The 25299-nt window shown below is 67.1% G+C and carries 22 protein-coding genes; 6 read left to right on the forward strand and 16 right to left on the reverse strand.

Features of this window, described 5'->3' with window-relative positions; all coding sequences use genetic code 11:
- From Q0O97_RS09610 to Q0O97_RS09620, 3 genes are all read right to left on the reverse strand, one after another.
- Window positions 1-589, reverse strand: a 589-nt coding sequence (locus Q0O97_RS09610; RefSeq protein ID WP_294928013.1) for a S1 RNA-binding domain-containing protein, incomplete at its 3' end; no start/stop codon positions are given.
- Between the two features lie 195 nt (window positions 590-784).
- Window positions 785-1825: a nitronate monooxygenase gene (locus Q0O97_RS09615; RefSeq protein ID WP_294928016.1), complete on the reverse strand. Its 1041-nt coding sequence runs from the start codon at window positions 1823-1825 to the stop codon at window positions 785-787.
- The gene (locus Q0O97_RS09620) at window positions 1822-2409 is read right to left on the reverse strand and encodes a (d)CMP kinase (protein WP_294928019.1); all 588 of its coding nucleotides are present in this window, start codon (window positions 2407-2409) and stop codon (window positions 1822-1824) included. The genes Q0O97_RS09615 and Q0O97_RS09620 overlap by 4 nt, the downstream gene beginning before the upstream one ends.
- A gap of 300 nt (window positions 2410-2709) precedes the next feature.
- Between Q0O97_RS09620 and Q0O97_RS09625 the strand changes: the two genes are divergently transcribed.
- On the forward strand, window positions 2710-3498 hold the full coding sequence (locus tag Q0O97_RS09625) for a LuxR family transcriptional regulator (RefSeq protein WP_294928022.1): 789 nt from the start codon (window positions 2710-2712) through the stop codon (window positions 3496-3498).
- 219 nt (window positions 3499-3717) lie between these two features.
- Here the strand turns inward: Q0O97_RS09625 and tsf are convergent, their stop codons facing one another.
- From tsf to dusB, 11 genes are all read right to left on the reverse strand, one after another.
- Entirely contained in the window at window positions 3718-4608 is an 891-nt protein-coding gene (gene tsf / locus Q0O97_RS09630; protein ID WP_294928025.1) for a translation elongation factor Ts, read from the reverse strand.
- A gap of 80 nt (window positions 4609-4688) precedes the next feature.
- A complete protein-coding gene (rpsB, locus tag Q0O97_RS09635; RefSeq protein ID WP_294928028.1) occupies window positions 4689-5471 on the reverse strand; it encodes a 30S ribosomal protein S2 in 783 nt (260 codons plus the stop codon).
- A 258-nt stretch (window positions 5472-5729) separates the two neighbouring features.
- Entirely contained in the window at window positions 5730-7037 is a 1308-nt protein-coding gene (hflX, locus tag Q0O97_RS09640; RefSeq protein ID WP_294928031.1) for a GTPase HflX, read from the reverse strand.
- Entirely contained in the window at window positions 7038-7271 is a 234-nt protein-coding gene (gene hfq / locus Q0O97_RS09645; protein WP_294928033.1) for an RNA chaperone Hfq, read from the reverse strand.
- Window positions 7272-7370: 99 nt separating this feature from the next.
- Entirely contained in the window at window positions 7371-8891 is a 1521-nt protein-coding gene (locus Q0O97_RS09650) for a TrkH family potassium uptake protein (RefSeq protein ID WP_294928036.1), read from the reverse strand.
- Window positions 8892-8900: 9 nt separating this feature from the next.
- Entirely contained in the window at window positions 8901-10277 is a 1377-nt protein-coding gene (gene trkA, locus Q0O97_RS09655; protein WP_294928039.1) for a Trk system potassium transporter TrkA, read from the reverse strand.
- Between the two features lie 94 nt (window positions 10278-10371).
- Window positions 10372-11754, reverse strand: a complete 1383-nt coding sequence (locus Q0O97_RS09660) for a sigma-54 dependent transcriptional regulator (protein ID WP_294928042.1) — start codon at window positions 11752-11754, stop codon at window positions 10372-10374.
- Entirely contained in the window at window positions 11751-14000 is a 2250-nt protein-coding gene (locus tag Q0O97_RS09665) for an ATP-binding protein (protein ID WP_294928045.1), read from the reverse strand. Before Q0O97_RS09665 ends, Q0O97_RS09660 begins: the two co-directional genes overlap by 4 nt.
- 87 nt (window positions 14001-14087) lie before the next feature.
- Window positions 14088-15566, reverse strand: a complete 1479-nt coding sequence (locus tag Q0O97_RS09670) for a sigma-54 dependent transcriptional regulator (RefSeq protein WP_294928047.1) — start codon at window positions 15564-15566, stop codon at window positions 14088-14090.
- Window positions 15567-15611: 45 nt separating this feature from the next.
- A complete protein-coding gene (locus Q0O97_RS09675; protein ID WP_294928049.1) occupies window positions 15612-16724 on the reverse strand; it encodes an ATP-binding protein in 1113 nt (370 codons plus the stop codon).
- Entirely contained in the window at window positions 16717-17748 is a 1032-nt protein-coding gene (gene dusB / locus Q0O97_RS09680) for a tRNA dihydrouridine synthase DusB (RefSeq protein WP_294928053.1), read from the reverse strand. The genes Q0O97_RS09675 and dusB overlap by 8 nt, the downstream gene beginning before the upstream one ends.
- A gap of 237 nt (window positions 17749-17985) precedes the next feature.
- On the opposite strand from dusB, the gene Q0O97_RS09685 reads away from it, so the two are divergent.
- The 4 genes from Q0O97_RS09685 to Q0O97_RS09700 all read left to right on the forward strand — a co-directional run bounded on the left by Q0O97_RS09685 (window position 17986) and on the right by Q0O97_RS09700 (window position 23478).
- Window positions 17986-19368: an L-serine ammonia-lyase gene (locus Q0O97_RS09685; protein ID WP_294928056.1), complete on the forward strand. Its 1383-nt coding sequence runs from the start codon at window positions 17986-17988 to the stop codon at window positions 19366-19368.
- A 120-nt stretch (window positions 19369-19488) separates the two neighbouring features.
- Window positions 19489-20520, forward strand: coding sequence for a hypothetical protein (locus tag Q0O97_RS09690; RefSeq protein ID WP_294928060.1), 1032 nt, complete (start codon window positions 19489-19491; stop codon window positions 20518-20520).
- 82 nt (window positions 20521-20602) lie between these two features.
- A complete protein-coding gene (locus Q0O97_RS09695; RefSeq protein ID WP_294928063.1) occupies window positions 20603-22825 on the forward strand; it encodes a YjbH domain-containing protein in 2223 nt (740 codons plus the stop codon).
- Complete coding sequence (locus tag Q0O97_RS09700; RefSeq protein WP_294928066.1) at window positions 22822-23478, forward strand: YjbF family lipoprotein; 657 nt, start codon at window positions 22822-22824, stop codon at window positions 23476-23478. Before Q0O97_RS09695 ends, Q0O97_RS09700 begins: the two co-directional genes overlap by 4 nt.
- Before the next feature lie 142 nt (window positions 23479-23620).
- On the opposite strand, the gene Q0O97_RS09705 is transcribed toward Q0O97_RS09700, so the two are convergent.
- Both Q0O97_RS09705 and Q0O97_RS09710 read right to left on the reverse strand, forming a co-directional pair.
- Window positions 23621-23845: a hypothetical protein gene (locus Q0O97_RS09705; RefSeq protein WP_366125252.1), complete on the reverse strand. Its 225-nt coding sequence runs from the start codon at window positions 23843-23845 to the stop codon at window positions 23621-23623.
- 460 nt (window positions 23846-24305) lie between these two features.
- Window positions 24306-24827 carry a Fur family transcriptional regulator gene (locus Q0O97_RS09710; RefSeq protein WP_294928072.1) on the reverse strand — a complete coding sequence of 174 codons (522 nt, stop codon included), beginning with the start codon at window positions 24825-24827 and terminating at the stop codon, window positions 24306-24308.
- Window positions 24828-25118: 291 nt separating this feature from the next.
- Here Q0O97_RS09710 and Q0O97_RS09715 point away from each other — a divergent pair, with 291 nt between their 5' ends.
- A complete protein-coding gene (locus Q0O97_RS09715) occupies window positions 25119-25295 on the forward strand; it encodes a hemin uptake protein HemP (protein WP_294928075.1) in 177 nt (58 codons plus the stop codon).
- The last annotated feature ends 4 nt before the right edge of the window (window positions 25296-25299 follow it).

Below are 25299 nucleotides of genomic sequence, written 5' to 3' on the forward strand. Positions count from 1 at the left end.
CTTCGGTCAGGTTGGCGATGACCTCGGCGCGCTGTTCGGCGCGGCTTTCTTCCAGGATGGCGCGGCGCGAGACGACGATATTGCCGCGGCGACGGTCCATTTTCAGGATCTGGAAGGGCTGCTTCAGACCCATCAGCGGGCCTGCGTCGCGCACGGGGCGGACATCGACCTGGCTGCCGGGCAGGAAGGCCACGGCGCCGCCCAGATCGACGGTGAAGCCGCCCTTGACGCGGCCGAAGATGGCGCCTTCGACGCGCTCTTCCGCGGCATAGGCTTTTTCCAGGCGGTCCCAGGCTTCTTCGCGGCGGGCTTTCTCGCGCGAGATGCTGGCTTCGCCGCGGGCGTTCTCGACGCGGTCAAGGTAGACCTCGACCTCGTCGCCGACGGCCAGCGTGGCGTCTTCGCCGGGGTTTGCGAATTCCTTCAGATCGACGCGGCCTTCCATCTTGTAGCCGACGTCGATGATGGCCTGGCCCGCCTCGATGGCGATGACCTTGCCCTTGACGACCGAACCTTCGTCCGGGGTGTCGATTTCGAAGCTTTCTTTAAGGAGGGCTTCGAATTCCTCCATCGCAGCTTTGGTGCTCATGCGAACAGGTTTTCCTTTACAAGTTTTTCTGGCCATGCGGTTGGCTCCGCCGGTCTTTATGGATGCCTTGAACGCGCAAAGGGTCGCGGCTTGCGGCCCGACCCCTTCGTGATGTGGCCGGTTCCGGCCCCGTCGCTTGTTCAGACCGGCGCCATATAACCGAAACCGGGCGATATGGCAAGCAAAACCGGCAATTCAGGCAGCACCGGCGATCTCGTCCGCAAGGGTGCGGACCAGCCGGGCGGCGGGCATGGCGCGCGCCCGCGCCGCCCCCGTCCCGGCCCAATGCGCCGCGTAATCGCTGCCGCCGGCCACGGCATGCAGCGCCTTGGATGCATCGTAGGCAAGCGGGTAATCGGGCGCCTCGGGCGCGCCCTCGGCGGCACCCAGCCGGGTCAGGCGGTTTTCCAGCCCCCGCGCCGGACGGCCCGAGATCGCGCGGGTCATCACCGTCGCTCCACCCTGCCCCAGGCGCTGGCGATAGGCCTCGTTTGCCGCCGATTCCGGGCAGGCGACGAAACCCGTGCCCATCTGCACCGCCGCAGCGCCCGCCCGCAGGAACCGGGCCGCATCCGACCCGTCCATGATCCCGCCCGCCGCGACCACGGGCAGGCCCAGCGGCAGCAGCCGCGCCATCAGGGCTGCGGTGGAAAGCTGCTCATCCGCGCCGTCGGGGTCGAAGATGCCGCGATGGCCGCCGGCCTCGTATCCTTGGGCGATGACCGCATCGAATCCCGCGTCGCGAATCGCCTGCCCTTCCTGGACCGAGGTCGCGCTGGCGATCAGCATCGCCCCCGCTTCGCGCAGCGCGGCGGTGATTTCGGCACCGGGCAGGCCGAAGTGAAAGCTGACAAGCGCGGGCCGCGCATCCAGAACGGCGCGCAGCATCGCCCGATCCCTGCGCAGGCTGGGATAGATCTCGGCCAGCGCGGCGGGCGGCGTGGCGCCGTGGCGGGCGAATTCGGGGGACAGGTAATCCAGCCAGGCCGCTTCGCAGGCCGCATCGCGCCGGGCGGAATCGTGCCAGAACAGGTTGACGCCATAGCGATTCGAACCCAGCAACCGCGCTGTTTCAGCCATCACCCGCGCGGCATCCGCCGCCTTGGAGGTGCCAAGGCCAAGCGTGCCAAGCGCCCCTGCCCCGCTGACCTCGGCAGCCAGCAAGGGCGTCGCAATGCCCGCCATCGGGGCCTGGATGACGGGAACGGACAGGTCGGAAAGCTGGAAACGGGTCATCGCTGGATCCTTTGCTGCACAAGGGCGATCGCCTGCGCCACGGCCTCGTCGATGGTCATGGCGCTGGTGTCCAGTACGGTGGCATCCGCCGCGGCGCGCATGGGGGCGGTGTCGCGGGCAGCGTCGCGGGCGTCGCGTTCGCGCAATTCGCGCAGGACGGTGGCCTCGTCCATGCCCAGTTCGGCCGCACGACGCCGTGCGCGCACCTCGTCATCGGCGACGACGTAGATCTTGGCCTCGGCCTCGGGGCAGATGACGGTCCCGATGTCGCGCCCGTCCAGAACCGCACCCGGACCCGAACGGGCAAACTGGCGCTGAAAGGCCACCAGCGCGGCCCGCACCTCGGGGATGGCGGCCACCTGCGACGCGGCCTGGCCCGCCGCCGCGCTGCGCAGGTCGTCGCGCGCAAGATCCTCGGGCGTCAGGCTTTGCGCCACTTGCACCGGATCCCCGCCCTTGACGCCCACGGCGCGGTAAAGCAGGCCGGTGTCCAGATGGGCGAAACCGAAATGCCTCGCCAACGCGCGGGCGATGGTGCCCTTGCCCGAGGCTGCGGGGCCGTCGATGGCGATGGTGAATGACATGTCGAACCTCGCGCCGTGTTTCCTCGCCCTTTGGGCGGTTCTGCTCTCTCGCCCTTCGGGCGGTTCTGCTCTCTCGCCCCTCGGGCGGTCCTGGTTTCTCGCCCTTCGGGCGGTCTTTGCCTCTTCGTCCCGCCCGGACTTTGCGCCCCCATCTCGCACAGGGTGCCCCCGATGGTCCAGACCCGTTACGGGCGCGCTGCGGAAAACGAGTTGTCCTTCAGGCCGATTTAGACCAAACCTCGAAAGGGTGAATAACGAGGAGTGCATCCGGCCATCTCGTCGTGGGCCGGTTATCCGTTTATGATTAACTATGTCGAACGCCTGATGTATGCCCCCACGATCGATGAGGCATGGAAAGCCCTGACCGACCGCTTGCAGGAACTGGGCGTGCCCTATGCGCATTACGCCCTTGCACGCGTGCTGGATTCCCACGCCGAGCGGCTTTGCACCGATGTCATCACCCTGTCCAACCTGGAACCCGAGTTGCAGGACAGGCTGTCGGATCCCGAATATGTCGCCACCGCGCCGACGGTCCGCTGGCTGCATGAGCATTCGGGCATCATCACCTGGGACTGGGTCCGCGAACGGCAGGCCAGGGGTCTGCTGACCAGCGCCGAGGAACAGGCCTTCACCAGCCTTGCCCAAAGCGGCTTTCAGGCAGGCTATGCCATCGGCATGGCGGGGATCGCGCCGCGCCTCAACGGCGGTATCGCCATATATGGTCCGCGCGGCATGACCCAGGACGAGATGGACCGGATCTGGCGCCGCCACGGGCGCGAAATCGTCGCGCTGGTCGGGCTGGCGCATATGCGCTTTGCCTCGCTGCCCTCGAACCTGGCGCTGGACCAGTTGACGCCGCGTCAGCGCGAGGCGCTGGAATGGGTCTCGCACGGGAAAAGCAGCCAGGAAATCGCCCGGATCATGCAGCTTTCCCCGGCAACGGTCGAGAAACACCTCAGGCTTGCGCGGCAGGCCCTTGGCGTCAGGACGACGGCGCAGGCGGTGATCCTGGCGATGGCGCGCAACCAGATCTTCATCGGCGACCGCAAACCCCCGCAGACCGCGCTGCCGCTGCTGCAACTGGTCTGAGGCTGCGAGCGGGTCCGCCGCGACCGCGCCAAAGGAGCCGGGCCATTCCGGGATTTCCCGCCGGTCCCCCGAACGTCCCGAATACAGCGGATCTTGCGCATTTCAGGACAGGGAACCGACATTCCCCCTTGCTGAAAACACCTTGACGCATTGGCCAGGAATGCAAAGGCGCCGGACCTTTCGGACCGGCGCCTTATCTTTCGGCATATGCCGGACGGATCAGCCGCCCGTGCGGGTCTTGGCGACCTCGGCAGCGAAATCTTCCTCTTTCTTCTCGATGCCCTCGCCGACGGCGATGCGGGCATAGCCGGTCACTTCAAGCCCGGCGTCGCGGGCCGCCTCGGCCACGGTCACATCGGGGTTGATGACGAATTTCTGGCCCAGCAGGGTGACTTCCTCGAAGAACTTCTTCATGCGGCCTTCGATCATCTTCTCGATCACGGCCTCGGGCTTGCCGGATTCGCGGGCCTGCTCGGACAGGACCTGCTTTTCACGCTCGACCAGCGCGGGGTCAAGGTCGGCCTCGGACAGCGAAGCGGGGCTGGTCGCGGCGATATGCATCGCGATCTGCTTGCCGACTTCCTGCGCCTTGGCGGCATCGCCGTTCAGCGCGACCAGGACGCCGATCTTGCCCATGCCTTCGGCAGCGGCGTTGTGGACGTAGGACACGATGGTCTGCCCTTCCAGCACATGCATCCGGCGCAGGGTCAGGTTTTCGCCGATACGCGCGATGGCGTCGGTCACGACCTGCTCGACCGGGGTGCCGTTCAGATGGGTCTGCTTCAGCACTTCCACCGTCTCGCCGGTGGACAGGGCCACGTCGGCGATCTCGCGCACCAGTTTCTGGAAATCGGCGTTCTTGGCGACGAAATCGGTTTCCGAGTTCAGTTCGACCGCCACGCCGCGCCCGTCGCGGACCGCAACGCCCACCAGCCCTTCGGCAGCGACACGGCCCGCTTTCTTGGCGGCCTTGGCCAGACCCTTGGTGCGCAGCCAGTCGATCGCGGCTTCCATGTCGCCGTCGGTCTCGGTCAGCGCCTTCTTGGCGTCCATCATGCCCGCGCCGGTCGTTTCGCGCAGGTCCTTCACCATCGCAGCGGTGATAGCCATCGGATGTCTCCTTGCTTTTCAATGCGTCAGGCGGGGTTATCCCCCCGCCTGATGTCAAACGGATGAACCAGAGGCCCGGATCAGGCTTCGGCCACAGCCTCTTCGGCGGCTGGCTCGGCCAGTTCCTCGGCGGGCGCCTCGTCCAGCGCGCCAAGATCGACGCCGGCGGCGCCCATCTGGGCCGACATGCCGTCAAGTGCGGCGCGGCTGACCAGATCGCAGTAAAGCGCGATGGCGCGGGCAGCGTCGTCGTTGCCCGGAATGATGTAGTCGATCCCCTTGGGCGAGCAGTTGGTATCGACCACCGCCACGACCGGAATGCCCAGCTTGTTGGCTTCCAGGATCGCCAGGTCTTCCTTGTTCACGTCGATGACGAACAGCAGGTCGGGCAGGCCGCCCATGTCGCGGATGCCGCCCAGGCTGGCTTGCAGCTTGGCCTGGTCACGCTCCATCCCCAGGCGTTCCTTCTTGGTCAGGCCTTCCGCGCCTGCGCCAAGCGTCTCGTCGATGGCCTTGAGGCGCTGGATCGACTGGCTGACGGTCTTCCAGTTGGTCAGCGTGCCACCCAGCCAACGGTGGTTCATGTAGTATTGTGCCGACTTTTCAGCGGCTTCGGCAATGGCTTTCTGCGCCTGGCGCTTGGTGCCGACGAACAGAACGCGCCCGCCCTTGGCAACGGTATCGCGCACGACCTTCAGCGCCTGCTCCAGCATCGGAACGGTCTGGGTCAGGTCGACGATGTGGATGCCGTTGCGGTCGCCATAGATATATTGCGACATGCGCGGGTTCCAGCGCTGCGTCTGGTGGCCGTAGTGAACGCCAGCTTCCAAAAGCTGACGCATCGAGAAATCGGGAAGCGCCATATCATGTCCTTTCCGGTTTGCGCCTTGGCAGGGCTTTCAGGGCATTCGCCCCAACCGGTGGACCTTTGGCGGATTTTTCCCGCCTCGGCCCGACCCTGCCTGTGAAGTGCCTGCGATCTAAGCCGGCAGACCGGGATTATCAAGGCATAAAATAGTGTGGATTTTCAGCATCTGCGGTAACCGCCGGTTAACCCCTGGCTGCCATGATGCAGGCAAGGAAAGGATTCGCAGATGATTCATCGCAAGACGGGACCGCCCTCAAAGCGCGGCGAAGGCCGCCTGCTGGCGTCGGGTCCAGCGCAGGTCCAGACGGACGCCCTCATCGGTGATCCGCTCGCCGGTCACGACGCCCTGCTGGTGCAGCCAGGCGCGGCGGCGCCCGTCGTGCAGGTCAAGGGTGACGCTGGCGTCCGCCAGGGGATCGTCCAGCGCCACGGCCAGCGCGGATTCGATGGACAGCAGCAGGTCGTCCAGCCCCTCGCCCGTCAAGGCGCTGACGGCCTGAACGCCCTCGGTCCGGGCGTCGGTCCGGCGCAACGCCGCGCGGGTTTCGGGGCCAAGCGCGTCGATCTTGTTCCAGACCTCGATCAGGGGAACGTCCTCCTCGACCCCCAGGCTTTCCAGGATTTCGCCGACATCGCCCGCCTGCTCCTCGGTCTCGGGATGGCTGATGTCGCGCACATGCAGAATCAGGTCGGCCTCCAGCACCTCTTCCAGCGTGGCGCGGAAGGCGGCGACCAGCTGATGGGGCAGATCGCTGATGAAGCCCACCGTGTCGGAAAGAATCACCTGCCGCCCCGAAGGCAGCCGCAGGCGGCGCATGGTCGGGTCGAGCGTGGCGAAAAGCTGGTCCTTCGCCAGCACCTCGGCGCCAGTCAGTCGGTTGAACAGCGTGGATTTCCCGGCGTTGGTATAGCCGACCAGCGCCACGATCGGATAGGGCACCTTCGCGCGCGAACGGCGATGCAGGTCGCGGGTGCGCACGACGCGGTCAAGCTGGCGGCGCAGGCGCACGACCTGCTCGTCGATGGCGCGGCGGTCGGCCTCGATCTGGGTTTCGCCGGGGCCGCCGACAAAGCCAAGCCCGCCGCGCTGGCGTTCAAGGTGGGTCCAAGCCCGCACCAGCCGCGTGCGCTGATAGGCCAGCGCGGCCAGTTCGACCTGCAAGACCCCTTCGCGGGTCTGCGCGCGGTCGGCGAAGATTTCCAGGATCAGCGCCGTGCGGTCCAGGATCTTGACGCCCCAGTCGCGCTCCAGGTTGCGCTGCTGCACCGGCGTCACCGGCCCGTCGATCAGGACAAGGTCGACCCCTTCGCCATCGGCCGCCGCAGCAAGGTTTTGCGCGATTTCCCGACGCTTGCCGGAAGAAAACAGCATCCCCGCGTCGGGGTTGCGCAGCCGGACGACCTCGGCACCCTCGACGGTGATGGCGGGCAAGGCATGGGCCAGCGCCACCGCCTCTTCCAGGGCCAGATCCGCCGAGCGGCGGGTGCGCGCATTGCCCAGATCGGGATGCAGGACATAGGCCCGTGCAGGGCGGGCCGCGGTCTCTGTCGTTTCGCTCAATCAGTCCTCGCCATCGTAAAGGCTGATGGGCTGGCCCGGCATGATGGTCGAGATCGCATGCTTGTAGACCAGTTGCGATTGCCCGTCGCGGCGCAGCAACACGCAGAAATTGTCGAACCAGGTGATGACGCCCTGCAACTTGACGCCATTGATCAGGAAGATCGTGACCGGAACCTTGTTCTTGCGAACATTGTTGAGGAACGCATCCTGAAGATTTTGCTTGTCGCCGGCCATCTAAGCCTCCCGGTTCCGGTTTTATTTTCCCAACTGATAGGTGAGCGCGCGGGGGCATGCAAGACAGCGCAGCGATTTGTCTTGCAGGCCGGGCGGTTTCTAGCGCCGCCAGATCTCAGGGTTGAAAAGGGCAAGCAGGGCCAGCGTCTCGATCCGGCCCAGGATCATGGCACCGGCAAGGATGGTTCTGGCGAAGGCGGGCAGCCCGGCCCAGCCGCCCCAGGGGGTGCCCGCACCGCCCTCGATCACCGGGGCCAGGGAAAGGGTGCCTGCAAGCTGGCCGGTGTTCGTCAGCGCGGCGATGGCAAGGATGGTGGCGTCCTCGAACTCGATTCGCTGCAAGGACAGCAGGCTGACGATCACCGCAAGCGACAGCGCGAAAAGCATGAAGAAGACAAAGGCCAGGAAGGCGCCCTCGCCCCGCATCCACCGGGCGGTCCGTCCGCCCCCGCCGACGGAATGGGGATGGGGCAGCTTTTCCATTTCCCGCAGCGCGTGGGCGGCAAGGGCGTGGACGCGCAGCAGCTTGACCCCACCCGCCGCAGTCGCGACCCCGCCGCCCATGATCGCCAGCCCGGCAAGCAGCAGGCCCGGCGAATCAAAGCCCGACCATTGCCGCGCGCCCGGCCATTCGACCGAATTCCAGCCGGTCGTCGTCAGATAGCTGAGCGCGTTGAACAGCCCGCCCCAGGCGGCCGCCAGCGCCCGGACCGGCTGACCGGCGTGGCCCGGATCGGGGGCTTCGATCACCTCGATGAAATGGCGGGCCAGCAGGATCAGCGCGACCAGCACGACGACGCCCGCAGCCAGCCGCAGTTCGGGGTCGTGGCGCAGGGTTTCGCTGCTGCGCAATTCGGCGCCTCCGGGCCAGAAGCGGCGCGACAGGGCAAGGATCAGAAAGGCGAAAACCGCCACCTCTCCGGCAATGCCGCTGGCCACGGGCGCGACAAGGATGCCGCTGGTCGAAAGCGTGCCCATCGCCCGGCCAAGCGCGGCAAGGCCGGGATCGCCCAGCATCAGCAGCAGCACCCACAGGCCCAGCGTCAGCCCGGCATAGACGGGGGCGACGGCGGCACCGGCTTGCAGGATGCGCATGGCCGGATCCGCGCCGCCGGCGCGCGGCGCGCCCAGGCGGTGGCCGCGGTCGGGCACGATCTCGAACCCGCCGATCCGCAGCGGCGCCATGATCGCGGTCGCCGCGACCAGCATGAACAGCCCGCCCAGCCACCCAACCAGCGCCCGCCACAGATGCAGGGGCGCGTCCAGCGATTGCGGTTCATGGAGCGAGGCGCCCGTCGTCGTCAGGCAGGACACCATTTCCCACCAGGCATTGAACAGGCCGGTTTCGGGCAAGGCGATCCACAGCGGAACGGCCAGGATGACGGGCACAAGCGTCACCGCCGCCAGCAGGTTCAGCAGCATGGCCCGCGTCCCGACGGCAGCGGGGGCGGCCAGCCCCGTCACCGCGGCCAGCGCCAGCAGCACCCCCGCCGAGATGGCGAAGGTGCCCGCCATCCGCCCATCCCCCAGGGCAAGCGAATAGGCGGCAGGCACCAGCATCGCCAGCGCCCCGATCGCGGCCAGCAACACCGTCAGCGGCAAGCGGGCAAGCAGGCGCATTCCGCCCCCTCAGAAGAAATCGATCGAGACCTGCAACAGGCGCTCGACCTCGGGCACGTCGCGGGACATGGCGAAAATGACCAGTATGTCGCCCTCGTCTATGCGCAGATCGCCATGTGGTTTCAGCAGCTTGTCGCCCTTTTTTACCGCGCAGAGCAGCGCCCCCTCGGGAAATTCGACATCGCGCACCAGGCGCCCCGAAACGGGCGAGGTCGAAAGAGCCTGCGCCTCGATCACCTCGGCCTCGGCATCGCCGATCAGGTAGATGTCGCGCACCCGCCCATGCCGGACATGGCGCAGGATCGTCGACACGGTCGTCGTCCGGGGGTTGACGAAGGCGTCGATGTTCAACGCGCCCATCAGCGGCATCATCGTCGGATCGTTGACCAGGGAAATCGCCAGCCGCGCACCGGCCTGCTTGGCCCGCACCCCGGTCAGGATATTGGTATTGTCGTCGGCGGTCACGGCCACGATGGCGTCGGCGCGAGCGATTCCCGCCTCGTCCAGAAGATCGGCCGACAGCCCGTCGCCGTGCAGGACGACTGTGCGGCGCAGGATCTCGGCGGCTTCCTCGGCACGCGCGCGGTCGCGTTCGATCAAGCGGCAATGGATGCGCTGCGGCAGGGCTTCCAGCGCGCGGGCAACGGCAAGGCCGACATTTCCGGCGCCGACGATGACCACCCGTTCCTGTCTTTCGGGCGGCTTGCCGAAGATCTCCAGCGTGCGGTCCAGATCCTGCGACTGGGTGAAGATATGGACCTGATCGCCTTCAAAAAGCTGATCGCCCGGCTCGGGCGCGAACAGGCGGCCATTGCGGCGGATACCGGCGACCAGCGCGCTGAGCGTGGGAAACATCTCGTCAAGCTGGCGCAGCGGGGTGTTCAGGACAGGGCAATCCGGGTCCAGCGCAATTCCCAGCAGATGCAGCCGCCCGTCCAGGAAAACCTCGGCGTCGAAGGTCGAGGGGGTCGTCAGCCGCTGCATCACCGCCTGCGCGACCTCGCGTTCGGGGCTGATGACGACGTCGATGGGCAGGTGGTCGGTGCGGTAGAGATCGGAATGAATCGCCTCAAGGTAGGCGGGCGAGCGCAGCCGGGCGATCTTGCGCGGCACCTGAAAGACGCTGTGGGCGACCTGGCAACTGACCATGTTCACCTCGTCCGAATGGGTGGCGGCGATGACCAGGTCGGCGTCGCGCGCGCCCGCGCGGTCAAGCACGTCGGGATGGCTGGCAAATCCGGTGACGGCGCGCACATCCAGCACGTCGGCGGCGCGGCGCGTCAGTTCGGCATCGGTGTCGATCACGGTAACGTCGTTGCGTTCGTTCGACAGGTGGCGGGCGATGTTCCAACCCACCTGGCCCGCCCCGCAAATGATGATCTTCATGCAGCCCTGCCCGCCTTTCGCGCCACTGCCCGCAGCCTATCCCAAGACGAATCGTTAACGCAAAGGGGGACGGAACAGAACAGGGTTTCGCCGGTCAGCCGCCATCGCCTTCGACGCGCACACCGCCGACGACGCCAAGGGATTTCAGCTTGCGGTGCAGCGCGCTGCGCTCCATCCCCACGAATTGCGCGGTGCGGCTGATATTGCCGCCGAAGCGGTTGATCTGGGTCAGCAGATATTCGCGCTCGAACAGTTCGCGCGCCTCGCGCAGGGCAAGGCTGGTGATCTGGGGGCCAAGCGCCAGCACGTCGCTGGCATCCACACCGCCCGACTGCGCCTCAAGCTCGGACGGCTGGATGGGATCGGCGCTGTCGGCCAGGATCAGCACCCGCTCGATCACGTTGCGAAGCTGGCGGATGTTGCCGGGCCAGTGCATGGATTGCAGCGCGGCGACGGTGTCTTCGGGCAGGTCGCGCAGCGGCAGGCCCTGCCCCGCGTTGAACTGGCGGATGAAATATTCGGCCAGCAGCGGAATATCCTCGCGCCGGTCGACCAGCGAGGGCACGGCGATGGGAACCACGTTCAGCCGGTCGAACAGTTCCTGCCGGAAACGCCCCGCGCCGATTTCACCCGACAGATCGCGATTGGTCGAGGAAATCACGCGCAGATCGACCCGCACCTTGTCGGCGCCGCCCGCGCGGGTGAATTGCTGTTCGGTCAGCACGCGCAGGATCTTGGGCTGCGTGCCCAGCGGCATATCCGCGACCTCGTCGAAATAGATCACGCCGCCGTGGGCCTGTTCCAGCAGGCCCGGCTCGACCCCGCGGTCGGGGGTTTCGCGTCCGAAAAGCACCTCCTCCATCCGCTCGGGTTCGATCGAAGCCGAGGAGACCGTCACGAAGGGCCGGTTCGCGCGCGGCGACAACGCATGGATATAGCGCGCGGCCAGTTCCTTGCCCGTGCCCGGCTCGCCCGTCAGCATGACGCGGCCATTCGACTTGGCGACCTTGTCCAACTGGTCGCGCAGCCGCCGGAAGGCGGTCGAGTTGCCCAGCATGTCGGCGGGCCGCGCCTCGCCCCGTTTCAGCGTCGCGTTTTCGCGGCGCAGGCGGTTGGTTTCCATCGCGCGGTTCACCACCACCATCAACTGGTCGATGTTGAAGGGCTTTTCGATGAAATCATAGGCCCCCTGCTTGATCGCGGCCACGGCGATCTCGATATTGCCATGCCCCGAGATGATGATGACCGGCACATCGGGGTTGTTGCGCTTGACCTGCTTGAGGATGTCGATGCCGTCCATGCGGCTGTCCTTCAGCCAGATGTCCAGCACCATCAGCGCAGGTTCGGCGGCGTTCAATTCGCTCATGGCCTGGTCCGAGTTCGCGGCAAGCCGGGTCGTGAACCCCTCATCCTGCAAGATATCCGAGATCAGCTCGCGGATGTCCTTTTCGTCGTCGACAATCAGAATATCGTTCATTTGATCGCTTCCTGCTCGTTCTTGCTGCGCCGGCCCGACAGGCGCAGCGTGTGACGCTCGCGCAGCAGCTTGATTTCAGCCATTGCCCCCTGACCGCCGGGGGCGTCGGTCAGCACGAAGGTGCCGCCATGTTCCTCGACGATCTTCTTGACGATGGGCAGCCCCAGCCCCGTCCCGCCCGGCTTCATCGTCACATAGGGATCCAGAAGGCGGCTGCGGTCGTCGGGCAGGCCGCCGCCGTTGTCGATGATGCGGATTGTGACATCGTCGGGCTGCGCGTCCAGCATCACGTCGATCCGCGGGAACCAGCCTTCATCTGATTGGTTTTTCGCATATTCGTCAACTGCTTCCCCTGCGTTCTTCAACAGGTTTGTAAAGACCTGATGCATCATGCCGGGATCGCAATCGACGATGACGGGATCGTCGGGAATATCGGCCTGCAAGGCGCCGCGCAGCGCGTCCTGCTGGATCAGCGCGGCATCGCGCAGAAGCATGGCCAGGTCTGTCTCCTGCCGGTCGGGTTCGGGCATCCGGGCAAAGCGAGAAAATTCATCAACAATACGCCGCAAGTCATTGGTTTGACGGATGATGACTTCGGTATATTGCTCCAACGCCTCGCGTTCGTCCCCGGCGATCTTGCCGAATTTGCGCCGGATGCGTTCCGCCGATAGCTGGATCGGGGTCAGGGGGTTCTTGATCTCATGCGCGACGCGGCGGGCGACGTCGCCCCATGCCGCCATACGCTGCGCGCTGACCAGTTCGGTCACATCGTCGAAGGCGACGACATAGCCCTCAAGCCCGCCCGCCGCACCGCGCCGGATGGACATGCGCACCAGCAGGCTTTCCACGCGCCCGTCCCGCGACAGGCGGATTTCGTCCTGCACGGTTTCGGCCACCGAATGCGACAGCCTTTCGAACAGCGGCGCGAATTCGGGCACCGCCTCGCCCAGCAGGCGGTCGTGGTCGCGTTCGGGCACCAGCCCCAGAAGCCGCATGGCCGAGCGGTTGAGAAAGTCGATCTCGCCCGCCGCATCCAGACCGATCACCCCCGAGGTGACCGAGGACAGCACCGAATCGAACAGCCGCCGCTGGTCGTCGGCGGCGCGGTAGCTGTCCATCAACTCGATCCGCTGACCCTTGAGCTGGCGGGTCATGCGGTTGAAGGATTCGCCAAGGGTCTGGATCTCGTCCCCGGTCTGCGTCTCGGGGATTTGCAGGTCCAGATTGCCTTGCCCGACCTGCTCGGACGCCGCCGCCAGCCGCCCGATGGGCCGCGACAGCCGTTCGGCGAACCACAGCCCGAACCAAGTCGCCGCCGCCACCAGAAGCAGCGCAAACCCAAGATAAAGCAAGGAAAATTCCAGCAGGACCCGGCCGCGTTCCTGTTCCAGCCGCTGATATTCGCTGACCGTCAGCCGGGTGTCGTCCAGCAAGCCCAGCAGGCTGCCGTCCACGTCGCGCGTGACGTAAAGGAAACGGTCCGGGATCGGCGCAAGCGGTACCAGCGCGCGGAATTCGTTGTTCGGCCAGTCCTCGATCAGGACCATGCCGCTGGCGTGGGATTCGTTGAAATCCTCGGCCGAGGGGGGTTCATACCAGAACTGATAGCTGCGTTCGCCCCGCGCGCGGATCTCGCCCCGCCCGTCGATGACATAGGCCTCGCGCAGGCCGCGCTGGATCTGGCCCTGCAACTGGCCCAGCAGCAGGCGCAATTCGCCGTCGTCCAGCATGGGATTGGCACGGGCGGCCTGGCGCAGGGCACCCGCCAGCAGTTGGGCGTCGTTGGTCAGGTCGCGGCGATGTTCGTCCTGATAGGCCTCGGCGGCGGCAAGCGAACTGGACACCACCTGCTGCACCCGGTTCGAGAACCAGCCCTCCAGCCCCATGATGAAGGTCAACCCGGCAAAGACCGCGACCAGGATGGTTGGCACGACCGCGATCCCGGCAAAGACGGTGACCAGCCGCATGTGCAGCCGCGACCCCGCCGCCGACTTGCGCCGGGCCATGACGATGCCGGCCACGCGCGCGACCAGCATCCCCGACAACAGCAACAGATAGATCAGGTCGGCCAGCAGGATCAGCCGCAACGCGGTGCGGCCCAGGACGTCGCGGGTGATCTCGCTCATGGCAAGGAAGGTCAGCGCGACCAGCACCGGGCCAAGCACGGCCAGCCCGACGACGGCCACGTTTTGCAGCTTGCGCTGGCGGCGCAACTGCTCAAGCCGTTCCCAGGTTCGCCGTGTCAACGCGCCTGCCACTTTCCCGCCTCCACCGCTTGGCGCGGTTTTTTGCGTGGCCTCTGCGTGACGATCACGCGGCCATCTGTGGCGGTTTTACATCAGTTTGCGACGCCGTGTCACCTCAATATTCAGCTCGGTCAGTTTCTTGCGCAGGGTATTGCGGTTTATGCCCAGCAGATCGGCGCAACGAAGCTGATTCCCGCCGGTCGCATCCAGCGCGATCTGCAAGAGCGGCCTTTCCACCTCGCGGATGATGCGGTCGTAAAGCCCGGCGGGGGGCAGTTGATCGCCGTGCAGGTCGAAATAGCGTTGCAGATGCCCCTCGACCGAGCGCGCCAGCCGCATGTCCGCCGGATCGCCGAAAGCCGGGTCGGCCATCGCGCGAACGGGCTTGAGGGCGACAGGCTCGGGCCGGGGCGCGCTTGGCGCCGGCGTGACCGAACTCGGGGCGGATACCTGCGCCCCGCCCAGCGCCGCCTGCGCTTCGGCCCCGGTGATTTCCGGCCCGGCTGCGGTCAGGGCAAGGCGGCGCATCAGGTTTTCCAGCTCGCGCACATTGCCCGGAAAGGGGTGGGCGCGGATCAGGGCCGTCGCCTCGTCCGACAGTTCGCGCCGGGGCAGGCCCTGCGCGGCGGCGCGCGCCAGCAGATGCGCGGCCAGCGGCGGGATGTCGTCGATGCGCGAACGCAGCGGCGGCACGTTCAGCGTCACCCCCGCCAGCCGATAGTAGAGGTCCGCGCGCAGCCGTCCCATCGCCAGATCCGCCTGCGGCTCGGGTCCGGTGGTGGACAACAGCCGGGGGGCATGGGCGCGGTCGGTCCCGGTTTCCCAGCTTTCGACAAAGCCGATCAGCCGGGCCTGCGCACCGGGATCGAAGCTGGCCGGATCCTCGATCAGCAGCGTGCCCCCCCAGGCCACCTGGCCCGCGCGCTGGATCGCATCCTCGCCCGTATCGGCCGAGGTCAGGGTCGCCATGCCCGCCTCGCGCCGGTCGGAAAGGTCGTGGAAGGAACGCGCCACCATCGTCTTGCCCACCCCCGGCTCACCCGCGATCATCACGGCCAGGTCGGCGTTCAGCACACGGGCGACCAGCCGGAACAGGCCCTGCATCGAGGGCGCATGCCCGATCAGCGGCATCGTCGGATCGGGGGACTGGGCCGCCGCATCGGGGGCGCCATCGCCGCCGGGGCGCAGGTCCGCCCGCCGCACCCGCCGCGACAGCGCCTGGCCCGAACGCGCCATCAACTCGGGCAGATCGAAAGGCTTGGGCAGGTAGTCGAAGGCATCCGCCTCGGTCGCACGGATGGCGGTGACGATGGTGTTCTGGGCCGAGATCACGATCACCGGCAGGTCGGGGCGCAGCTTGCGGACGGCGGGGATGGTGTCGATCCCGTTGCCGTCGGGCATCATCACATCGGTGATGACCAGATCGCCCCGCCCTTCCTCGACCCAGCGGACCAGTTGGGCAAGGCTGCCGGTCGCGTGGACGCGGCAACCGGCACGGGTCAGCGCCTGCGTCAGCACCGTGCGGATGGTGCGGTCGTCATCTGCGATCAGGACTGTGCCGTCCATGTTGGGCCTTCCTTTCGTGGGTCTTGCGGATGGTTCATCGGGACCTCATGCCTTGGCCAGCGAGATGCGCAGGACCGTGCGGCCCGGCCGCGATTCCAGCGCCAGCCATGCGCCGTGGTCGGTCAGGATCTTGCTGACCAGCGCCAGCCCCAGCCCGGTGCCGTTCTCGCGCCCCGAGACGAAAGGCTCGAACACCTCGTCGGCGATGGTGTCGGGGATGCCGGGGCCGTTGTCCTCGATCTCGATCTGAAGGGGCAGCGACAGGCCCGAGGGGTTGGCGTCGCTCGGCGCCAGCCGCAGCGCGCCGTCGTAGAAGCTGCGCAGCCGGATCACCCCGTCGTCGCGGCCTGCCCGCGCAAGCGCCTCGGCGGCGTTCTTGACCAGGTTCATGCAGACCTGCACCAGTTGGTCGGCATCGGCCAGCGCGGGCGGCAACGAGGGGTCGTATTCCGTCACGATCCGCATCCCGCGCGCAAAACCGACGGTGGCAGAGCGGCGCACCCGTTCCAGCACGTCGTGGATATTGACCGGGGCAAGGCGCGGGCCGGTGGTGTCGCCGAAACGCTCGACCTGTTCCAGCAGCTTGACGATGCGGCGCGATTCATCGACGATCAGGTCGGCGAATTCGCGGTCGCGCGCGCCAAGGTTCATCGCCAGCAGTTGCGCCGCGCCGCGTATGCCGGCCAGCGGGTTCTTGATCTCATGCGCCAGCATGTCCGCCATGCCGATGGCCGAACGCACCGCCGAGCGCACCGCCGCCCCCTGCCCCAGCCTGCTGACCCCGTCCATCGGCGTGATCAGCACCAGGACCGAGCCTTCGGGGCTGTGACCGGGACCGATGTGGACGCTGGCCAGATGCGAGGAATGCCCCCCGGTGCGGTCGCCGATCTCGAACCGGACGCTGGCATGGGTCAGCACGTCATGGGCGGCGCGGGCGCGCGCGATCAGCGGGGCCAGCGGGGGAACGATGCGCAGCCGGGCCTGCATGGCGGGGCCTTCCAGCATCTGCCCCAGGGATGAGCGGACCGAGACGTTCAGGAACGGCTCGGCCAGGTCGTTCATCCCGGCGATGCGGCCCTGCGCGTCGATCACCAGCGCGGGCAACGGAAGCCCCGCCCAGTTGGGACCGACCCTGGCCGGGACGAAACCGTCAGCCATCGCCGCCCCTCGTCGCATCGGCAAAGCCCGCGCGGATCGCGGCAACGGTCGCCTGGGTGCTGGGCGCGCGCAGCAATTCGTCCCGGTTGGGGGCGGCATTGGCCTCGGCATACCAGCCCAGGTGCTTGCGCGCGACGCGCAGGCCAAGATCGGACCCGTAGAGGGACAGGATGTCGTGATAATGCGCCTCGACCGCGTCGGCCAGCGCGTGGCCCCGCGGCACCTGCGGCGCGGGTGCGCCCCACAGGTCATGGGCGATCTGTGCCAGCCGCCAGGGCGCGCCCTGCGCGCCCCGTCCGACCATGACCGCATCCGCGCCCGATTGCGCCAGCGCGCGGCGCGCGCTTGCCGCATCGACGATATCGCCATTGGCGACCAGCGGCGGAGGGTCCGGCAGGTTCGCGACGGCCTGTTGCACGGGCCGGATCGCGACCCAATCGGCGCTGCCCTTGTAGAACTGCGCGCGCGTGCGGCCATGCACGGTCAGCATCCCGACCCCCGCCGAGGCCGCCCGACGCGCCAGCTCCGGCGCGTTGAGGCTGTCCTCGTCCCAGCCCAGCCGCATCTTCAGCGTCACCGGCAGATCGACCGCGCCCAGGACCGCATCCACCAGCGTCAGCGCATGGTCCAGATCGCGCATCAGCGCAGCGCCCGACAGGCCGCCCGTCACCTTCTTGGCCGGGCAGCCCATGTTGATGTCGATGATCCGCGCGCCCATACCGGCCACGATCCGCGCGGTTTCGGCCATCGCGCCCGCCTCGCGCCCGGCGATCTGGACGCTGACGGGCAGCGCGCCCTCGGTCAGGGCCTTGGCGCGCACGGCGGCGCGGGTCGAGGGGCGCGGCGTCACCATCTCGGTGGACGCCACCATCTCGCTGACCATCAGCCCCGCGCCGTGGCGCGCCACCGCCCGGCGAAAGGGCAGGTCGGTGATCCCCGCCATCGGCGCCAGGAACACCGGCCAGCCCAGCGCAACGGGGCCAAGCGTGATCGGGCGGACAGGGGTGGGCGTGGTGGTCGTCATGGTCTCAACTCGTATGCGCAGGGGGTCGGGGCAGGAACAACGGGCCGCGAAGAAAGCCGCGCCCGTCGCGAAAGCCGCGGCCGGTTGCGTGTTATTTAGGCGTTCTGCACGAAAATTGTGCAAATCACATCCGCCGCGATCTCGCAACCGTGAGGCGGACGTGCCATATTGACGCTGGCGCAGGCCAGAGCAAAGGCTAGTCTGGCGCGAAAATCCGGGGCACAGCAGGAAAACGCCATGTTCTTGTCGGTATTCGATATGTTCAAGATCGGCATCGGGCCGTCGTCCTCGCATACGATGGGACCGATGGTGGCGGGGTCGCGCTTTCTGGACGCGCTGCGGGCGCAACCGTTCCGCACCCAGGGGCTGCGCGCCAGCCTGCACGGCAGCCTCGCCTTTACCGGCAAGGGCCACGCGACCGACCGCGCCACGATCCTGGGGCTGGCCGGTTTCGTCCCCGAGACGATGGACAGTGACAAGGCCGAGGCCGCGCTGGCTGCCAACCGCAAGTCCCGCATCCTTTCGCCCGACGGCCTGGGCGATCTGCGCTTCGACCCCGAAATCGACCTGGTGCTGGATTACGACCGCACCCTGCCGGGCCATGCCAACGGCATGATCCTTTACGCGACCGACAGCCAGGGCGACGTGATCTTTCAGCAGGTCTATTATTCCATCGGCGGCGGCTTCGTGCTGACCGCCGAGGAACTGGAGGCCCGCGGCGACGACACCCGCAGCGACGCCGCCCCCCGCGTGCCCTACCCCTTCGCCAGCGCCGCGCAGATGCTGCAGATGGCGCGGGAATCGGGCAAGCCCATCGCTGCGATGAAGCTGGAAAACGAGCTTGCCTTTCGCAGCCAGACCCAGATCCGCGAGGGGATCGCGCGGGTCTGGCAGGTCATGCGCGACTGCATGGAACGCGGGCTGACGACCCCCGGCACCCTGCCCGGCGGGCTGAACATCCCCCGCCGCGCCCCCGCCATCATCGAGGCCCTGCGCCGCGAGGCGGGCATGAACCTGACCGCGCCCCATGTCATCAACGACTGGATTTCCACCTATGCGATGGCGGTGAATGAAGAAAACGCGGCAGGCGGGCAGGTCGTGACCGCGCCGACGAACGGGGCGGCGGGGGTGGTGCCCGCCGTCATCCGCTATTGGCTGGACCATGTGCCCGGCGCCTCGGAAAAGGCGCTGGCTGATTTCCTGCTGACGGCAGCAGCGATCGGCGGGCTGGTCAAGCATAACGCCAGCATCTCGGGCGCGGAATGTGGCTGCCAGGCCGAGGTCGGCAGCGCCAGCGCGATGGCGGCGGCGGGGCTGGCCGCCGTCCTTGGCGGCACGCCCGAGCAGATCGAGAACGCCGCGGAAATCGCGCTGGAACATCACCTTGGCATGACCTGCGACCCGGTCGCCGGGCTGGTCCAGGTGCCCTGCATCGAAAGGAACGGCCTTGGCGCGATCAAGGCCATCAGCGCCGCCAGCCTTGCCCTTCGCGGCGACGGGCGCCACTTCGTGCCGCTGGACGCCGCCATCGAAACGATGCGCCAGACCGGGCAGGACATGTCGGAAAAATACAAGGAAACCTCGCTTGGCGGCCTTGCCGTCAACGTCCCCGAATGCTGAACCGTTTCGTCGGCATGCGCCCGCTTAACGAATTCGTGACCCTGCCATCCGCGCTTGCCCACGGGCGGGGGTTCCTGTAGCCAGAATGCAAGAAAACACGTGGAACGGGGACAGATTGACATGAAATTCCACCCGGCACTTGCCGCATTGTCGATGACGCTGGCCGTGGCCGCTTGCGGCGATTTGCCCTTTGGCCAGTCCGAACCCGAAACGCCTGCTCATTCGGGACCGCCCACGGTTTCCCCGCTGGATCAGCCCATCCAGACCAGCGACGAAGGCCGCGCCATCTCGACCGCCGAGGCGGCGACGATGAACACCGCCCTGTTCCGCGCATCCGGCAACGGCGGCGCCTGGGCGGTCACCGTGGGCAACGACATGGCTGTGCTGGAACGCGCGGGCCAGCGTTCGGTCGGCGTGCCGGTGCGCCGCATCACCTATGCGCAGGGGGTCGAGTTCATCGGGCAGATGAACGGCCGGACCTTCACCGTCAACATCCGGGCGCAGGAATGCACCGAGGCGGGTTCCAGGCAGAAACAGCCCTTCACCGCCCGCGTCTCGGCAGCCGGCCAGCGGCTTGAAGGCTGCGCCGGGCCGACCGATACGATGCCCACGGCGCAGGTTCGTGCCTCGACCGGCGCGCCGGCAGCGACGCGGCGCGCAACCCCTGCCCCGGCGCCCGCCCCGGCACCGGCAGCGGCATCTCAAGAAACCCCCGCCGAGGCCGAGGCCGAAACGCCCGACACCGCCAGCGAAACGCCGCAAGCCACGCCGCAGACGCCCGCCCCGGCAGCGACGACGCCTTCGTCGCCGACACCTGAGGCCACGCCCGAAGCCGCGCCGCAGGACGATGGCGATCAGGCCCCCGCCGCCCCGGTCCTGCCCCGGACCACCCCGTCCGAGGATGCGCCGGGGCAGGAAGCCCCCGCCGCGACCACCGGAACGGGCGGCGCAGCGACGACGGGCGGCAGCGCGTCCGATACGGGACCCTCCACGGGCACGAATGGCGCAGGGACGACCGGCGGCAGCGCCTCGGGCACCGGAACGGGGGGCACCGGAACGGGAACGACCGGCGGCGCGGAAACCGGCACGACCGGCAGCAGTCCCATCCTGCCGCTGCCCGGCGATACCGGCGGCGACGAAGAGGACGAATAAGCACCGCCGCGCCCCCGCGGCAACGCCGGGGCGCGCGTATCTGGCAGCCAACAGCAAGGACGCGATCTCGGAAGGACCCGCCATGCCACTCAAATCACCACTGACCCGCAGGTTGCTGGCTTCGGTTCTGCCCGTCTCGATGCTGCTGGGCATCGGGTCGGGGGCCGCGCTGTCCAACCCGCTGATCGGCCAGAACATGAACAGCTACGGCCTGCCGGGCGGCATCGACACCCCCACGGCTGAAATGCTGCCCGATGGCACGCTTGGCGCGACGCTGTCCTATTCGGATCTGGCGCGGCGCAATACCGTCGTCTTCCAGGCACTTCCCCGGCTGACCGTCGCGCTGCGCTATGCGCGCGTGAACACCGACCCCGAACAGGGCGGCGACCGGCGCGGCTATGTCTGGGACCGCAGCTTCGACCTGCGCTATCAGTTCCTGGACGAGGACGAAAACGGCTGGCGCCCCGCGATGGCGGTCGGTTTGCAGGACATGATGGGGACCGGCATCTTCAGCGCCGAATACATCGTCGCGACCAAGACGATCACGCCCCGCCTGCGCGTCAGCGCGGGTCTTGGCTGGGGGCGGCTGGCCACGACCGGGGATATCGGCTCGACCTTCGGTTCGCGCCCCGCGCCGGACGACGGGCTGGGCGGCAAGCCCAATTACAAGGAATGGTTCCGCGGCGATGTCGCGCCCTTCGTCAGCGCGACATGGCAGGCGACCGACCGGCTGAACGTCACCGCCGAATATTCGGGCGACAATTATGCCTGCGAGACCGGCCTGACCGAGGATTGCCGCCGCCGAGAATGGCGCAGCGACGGGGATGAGCTGAAGAACAAGCTCAACTTCGGTTTCACCTACCGGATGGGCCAGCATTACCAGCTTGGCGGCTATCTGCTGGGCGGCAAGCAGGCCGGGCTGCAATTCAGCGTGGCGATGAACCCGCGCGACGCGGCCTATCCCTCGGGGCTGGAATCCGGCCCTGCCCCGGTCCGCCCGCGCCCCGCGCCCTCGGCCGATCCCGAAGGCTGGTCGGGTGCATGGGCCAGCGACCCGACCGCGCAACCCGCGATCCAGAAGGCGCTTGGCGATGCGCTGGCCAAGGAAGGCCAAACGCTGGAAAGCATGGCGCTCAGCGCCAACCGCGCCGAGGTCCGCATCCGCAATACCCGCCATATCCAGCAGGCCGAGGCGATCGGGCGCACCGCGCGGCTGATGACGCGCGCGCTGCCGCCTTCGGTGGAAACGCTGGTCATCACCAGTTCCGAGGACGGGCTGCCGACCTCATCCGTCACCCTGCGCCGTTCGGATGTCGAGCGGCTGGAGAACACCGAGGCAGGCCAGATCGCCAACGCGGCCACCCTGACCGATGCCAATCCGCGCCCCGGAGACCTGGTCTATACGCCGGGTCTTTATCCGAATTTCCGCTGGGCGTTGCAGCCCTATTTCTCATCCTCGCTGTTCGATCCCGACGACCCCTTCCGCTACGAGATCGGGGCCGAGGCGCGGCTGCGTTACGAAATCACGCCGGGCCTGCTCATCTCGGGGACCGTGCGCCAGCGCGTCCTGGGCACCACCAAGCAGGAAGGTCCGAGCGGCATGTCGCCGGAAGATTACCTGAAAGATGGCCGCGACATCGACCCCAGGACCGGCGTGCCGCGCGTGCGCTCGGACAGCCGGATGTATGCGGGCAACAAGTCGCCCACCATCCCGGAACTGACGCTGAACTGGTATGCCAAGCCGTCCGAGGCGGTCTATACCCGCGCGACCGTAGGCCTGCTGGAACGCACCTATGGCGGCGTTTCGGGTGAGGTGCTGTGGTATCCCGTCAACTCGCCCCTGGCCATCGGGGCCGAGATCAACCACGTCAAGAAGCGCGACTTCCGCAATGCGTTCGAGTTCCGCGACTATGAGGTGACGACCGGCCATGTCTCGGCCTATTACGAGCTGGGCAACGGCTTTCTGGCGCAGATCGACGCTGGCAAGTATCTGGCGGGCGATGTCGGCGCGACCGTCACCATCAGCCGCGAATTCGCCAACGGCTGGCAGCTTGGCGCATGGGTCACCAAGACCGACATGAGCGACAGCGACTTCGGAGAAGGTTCCTACGACAAGGGCGTCAACATCTCGATCCCGCTGGCATGGGGCACGGGCGATCCTTCGCTGCGCCGCGTGGGCGGTTCCATCCGGTCGCTGTCGCGCGACGGCGGTTCGCGTGTGCGCGTGGGTGGCCGGTTGTATGAGACGGTCCGCGACAGCCACTCGGGCACGCTTTACCAAGGTTGGGGGAAATTCTGGAGATGATGGGCAAGTTCACCCGCGGCGCCTGTGCATTGGCCGCCCTTTCGCTGCTGGCGGCCTGCGGCAACGACAGGTCGCAGCAAAGCGCGTCGCCGCTTGGCATCCTGGGCCAGGTCGCGTCGCAGGCCATCGCCGAGCGCAACGCCGAACCAGCGGCGGCCCCCCGCAGCCCCTCGGACATCGCGGCCGAGGCGCTTTCGGTCAACCCCGGCCCCCTGATCCTTGTCGGGCTGGAAAGCATGGGCACCACGCAGGCGATGGCCATGACCGGCCAAAATGGCGACATGCGCACCTACATGACCCCGAACGAACAGGCGCTGATCCTGCGAAACGGGATGCTGTCCGGCACGCGGGGCCTGGGCAACGACCTGTCGGTGGCCGAGGCCGCGCAATCGGCGGCGCTGATCCGCGCGGGCCGCAGCGGCCAGGCGCAGCGCACCATGCGCTACTACACCGGCGACGGGTTGGAACGGCCCCTGCCGATGACCTGCACCATCGGCCCCGGCCCCAATGCGGGCGTCATGGTCGAAAGCTGCGAGGGGCTGGGCGCGTCCTTCCAGAACAACTACATGGTCTCGGGCGGGCAGATCACGGTTTCGCGCCAATGGATCGGCCCGGCGCTGGGCTATGTGACGATCCAGACGCTGCGTCCCTGACGCAAGCCCTGACGACAGCGAAAGGCCCGCCACCGGCAACGGTTGGCGGGCCTTTTCATTGCCCTGACGGGTCGCGGCAAGGCACGGCGCAAAAGAAAAGGGCCGACCCGAAGGCCGGCCCCGATCAGGCAATGCCCACCGATTATTCGACGGTGGTGTCGCCGCCGTTGTCATCGTCGTCCGATGCGACTGCGGCGATGATGCCCAGCAGCAGCAGAGCCGGCACGATGAGGCCAGCATTCGAGGAAGCCGGACGCTCTTCGACAACAACAGGCTCGACTTCGACGACCGGGGCGACGTAGCCACCAGCCAGAGCGGTCGATGCGGTCATGCCCAGAGCGAGGGCAAAAGTAGCAAATTTGGTCATGATCATGCTCCGTTCAGTACTTATGAAGGTTGCCTGGACCGGCAACATCCAAGGGACAGTTGCACAATCCCAGTTACTTGGAAAGCCGGATTGAGATGCCCGCGCTGCGGCATCGGGCCAAGTGTTGCATTATAGCCAGAGTTGGCGGCATCCGCGCACAACTTGGTGAATTCGCACGATTTTGCCGATCCGGGGATCACCGGCATCACGTCCGAAACGGCGCGCAATCCATTGTTATCAAATGATGAATAACAGCACGATCGTTCTGAAATGGAAACCGTGCCGTTTCGGTGTCCCAATCCGCCTGGCACCTTTCGCGGGCTGGCGCGTTAACAGCCGTCAACCCGCATTGTCGTCCTGCATCGACAGGCCCGCCGGGCGCCTCTCCGTGGCGGTTTCCTGCCGGGATCTTGCCCCGAGAATGCACGCGAATCGCGCCCGAAGAGGGGGAATCAGACCGTCAGGCGCCCGAATCCGCGCCCGCTGTATCCGCGCCTGCGGCCCGGCATGCGGGGCACAGGCCCAGCAGTTCGATGGTTCGCCGCTCGATCAGGAAATCGCCTTTCGCCGCCAGCAGCTTCAGCGCGTCGTGCAGTTCGGGCGTATCGGCCTCGGCCACGGTTTCGCAGTTGCGGCAGATCAGGAAGGCGGGCGAATGGTCATGGCCGGGCGTATGGCAGGCGGTATAGGCGTTCAGCCGCTGGACGCGGTGGGCCAGTCCCTGCTCGACCAGGAAATCCAATGCGCGATAGGCGACCGGGGGCTGGTTGCCGAAACCGTCTTCGGACAGGCGTTGCAGCACCTCGTAGGCACCCATCGCGCGATGCGTTTCCAGCAGGATCTCAAGCGCGCGGCGGCGCACCGGAGTCAGGCGCGCGCCCGCCTTCTTGCTGCGCTGCTCGGCCGCGTCCAGCATGGCGGCGGTGCAGGCGTCATGATCGTGGTCGTGAAACGGATCGACCGGCATTCCCTCATCCCCCATCGTGATCCTTGCGGTCATCGCCGGTGCGGCCCGGCCAGGGTCTCTATAACCCAAGCTGGGCGGCAAGGCCATGCCGGTAGAATCGGGGGGTTTCGGGGAACAGCCCGGCATCCTGCGCTGGCGTCACGGGGAAACCTGCAACGGGGCGCTATTCAAGCGACTGAATATAATACGGAAAAAATGGGATGCGGCAAATTTTCGCTGCGGATCCTTATTCCCGACTATTTCCCTTTGACATTCCAGAGAGTTTTAATCAGATTAACCATAGCGCGACACTGAGAGGACACGCAAATGACTGCGACACGCCCAGCCGAATTCACCCGCCCAGGGATCACCGCCCTTCACCGCCTGCCCGAACATGATGCCACCGAACTGACCAACGGCGGCAATCAGGCGCTGATCGTCCTGGGCGATCAGGTCTATAACCTGCGCATCACGCGCGCAGGCAAGCTCATCCTCACGAAATGATCTC

Source organism: uncultured Paracoccus sp., assembly GCF_945915435.1.
Taxonomy (GTDB): Bacteria; Pseudomonadota; Alphaproteobacteria; order Rhodobacterales; family Rhodobacteraceae; genus Paracoccus.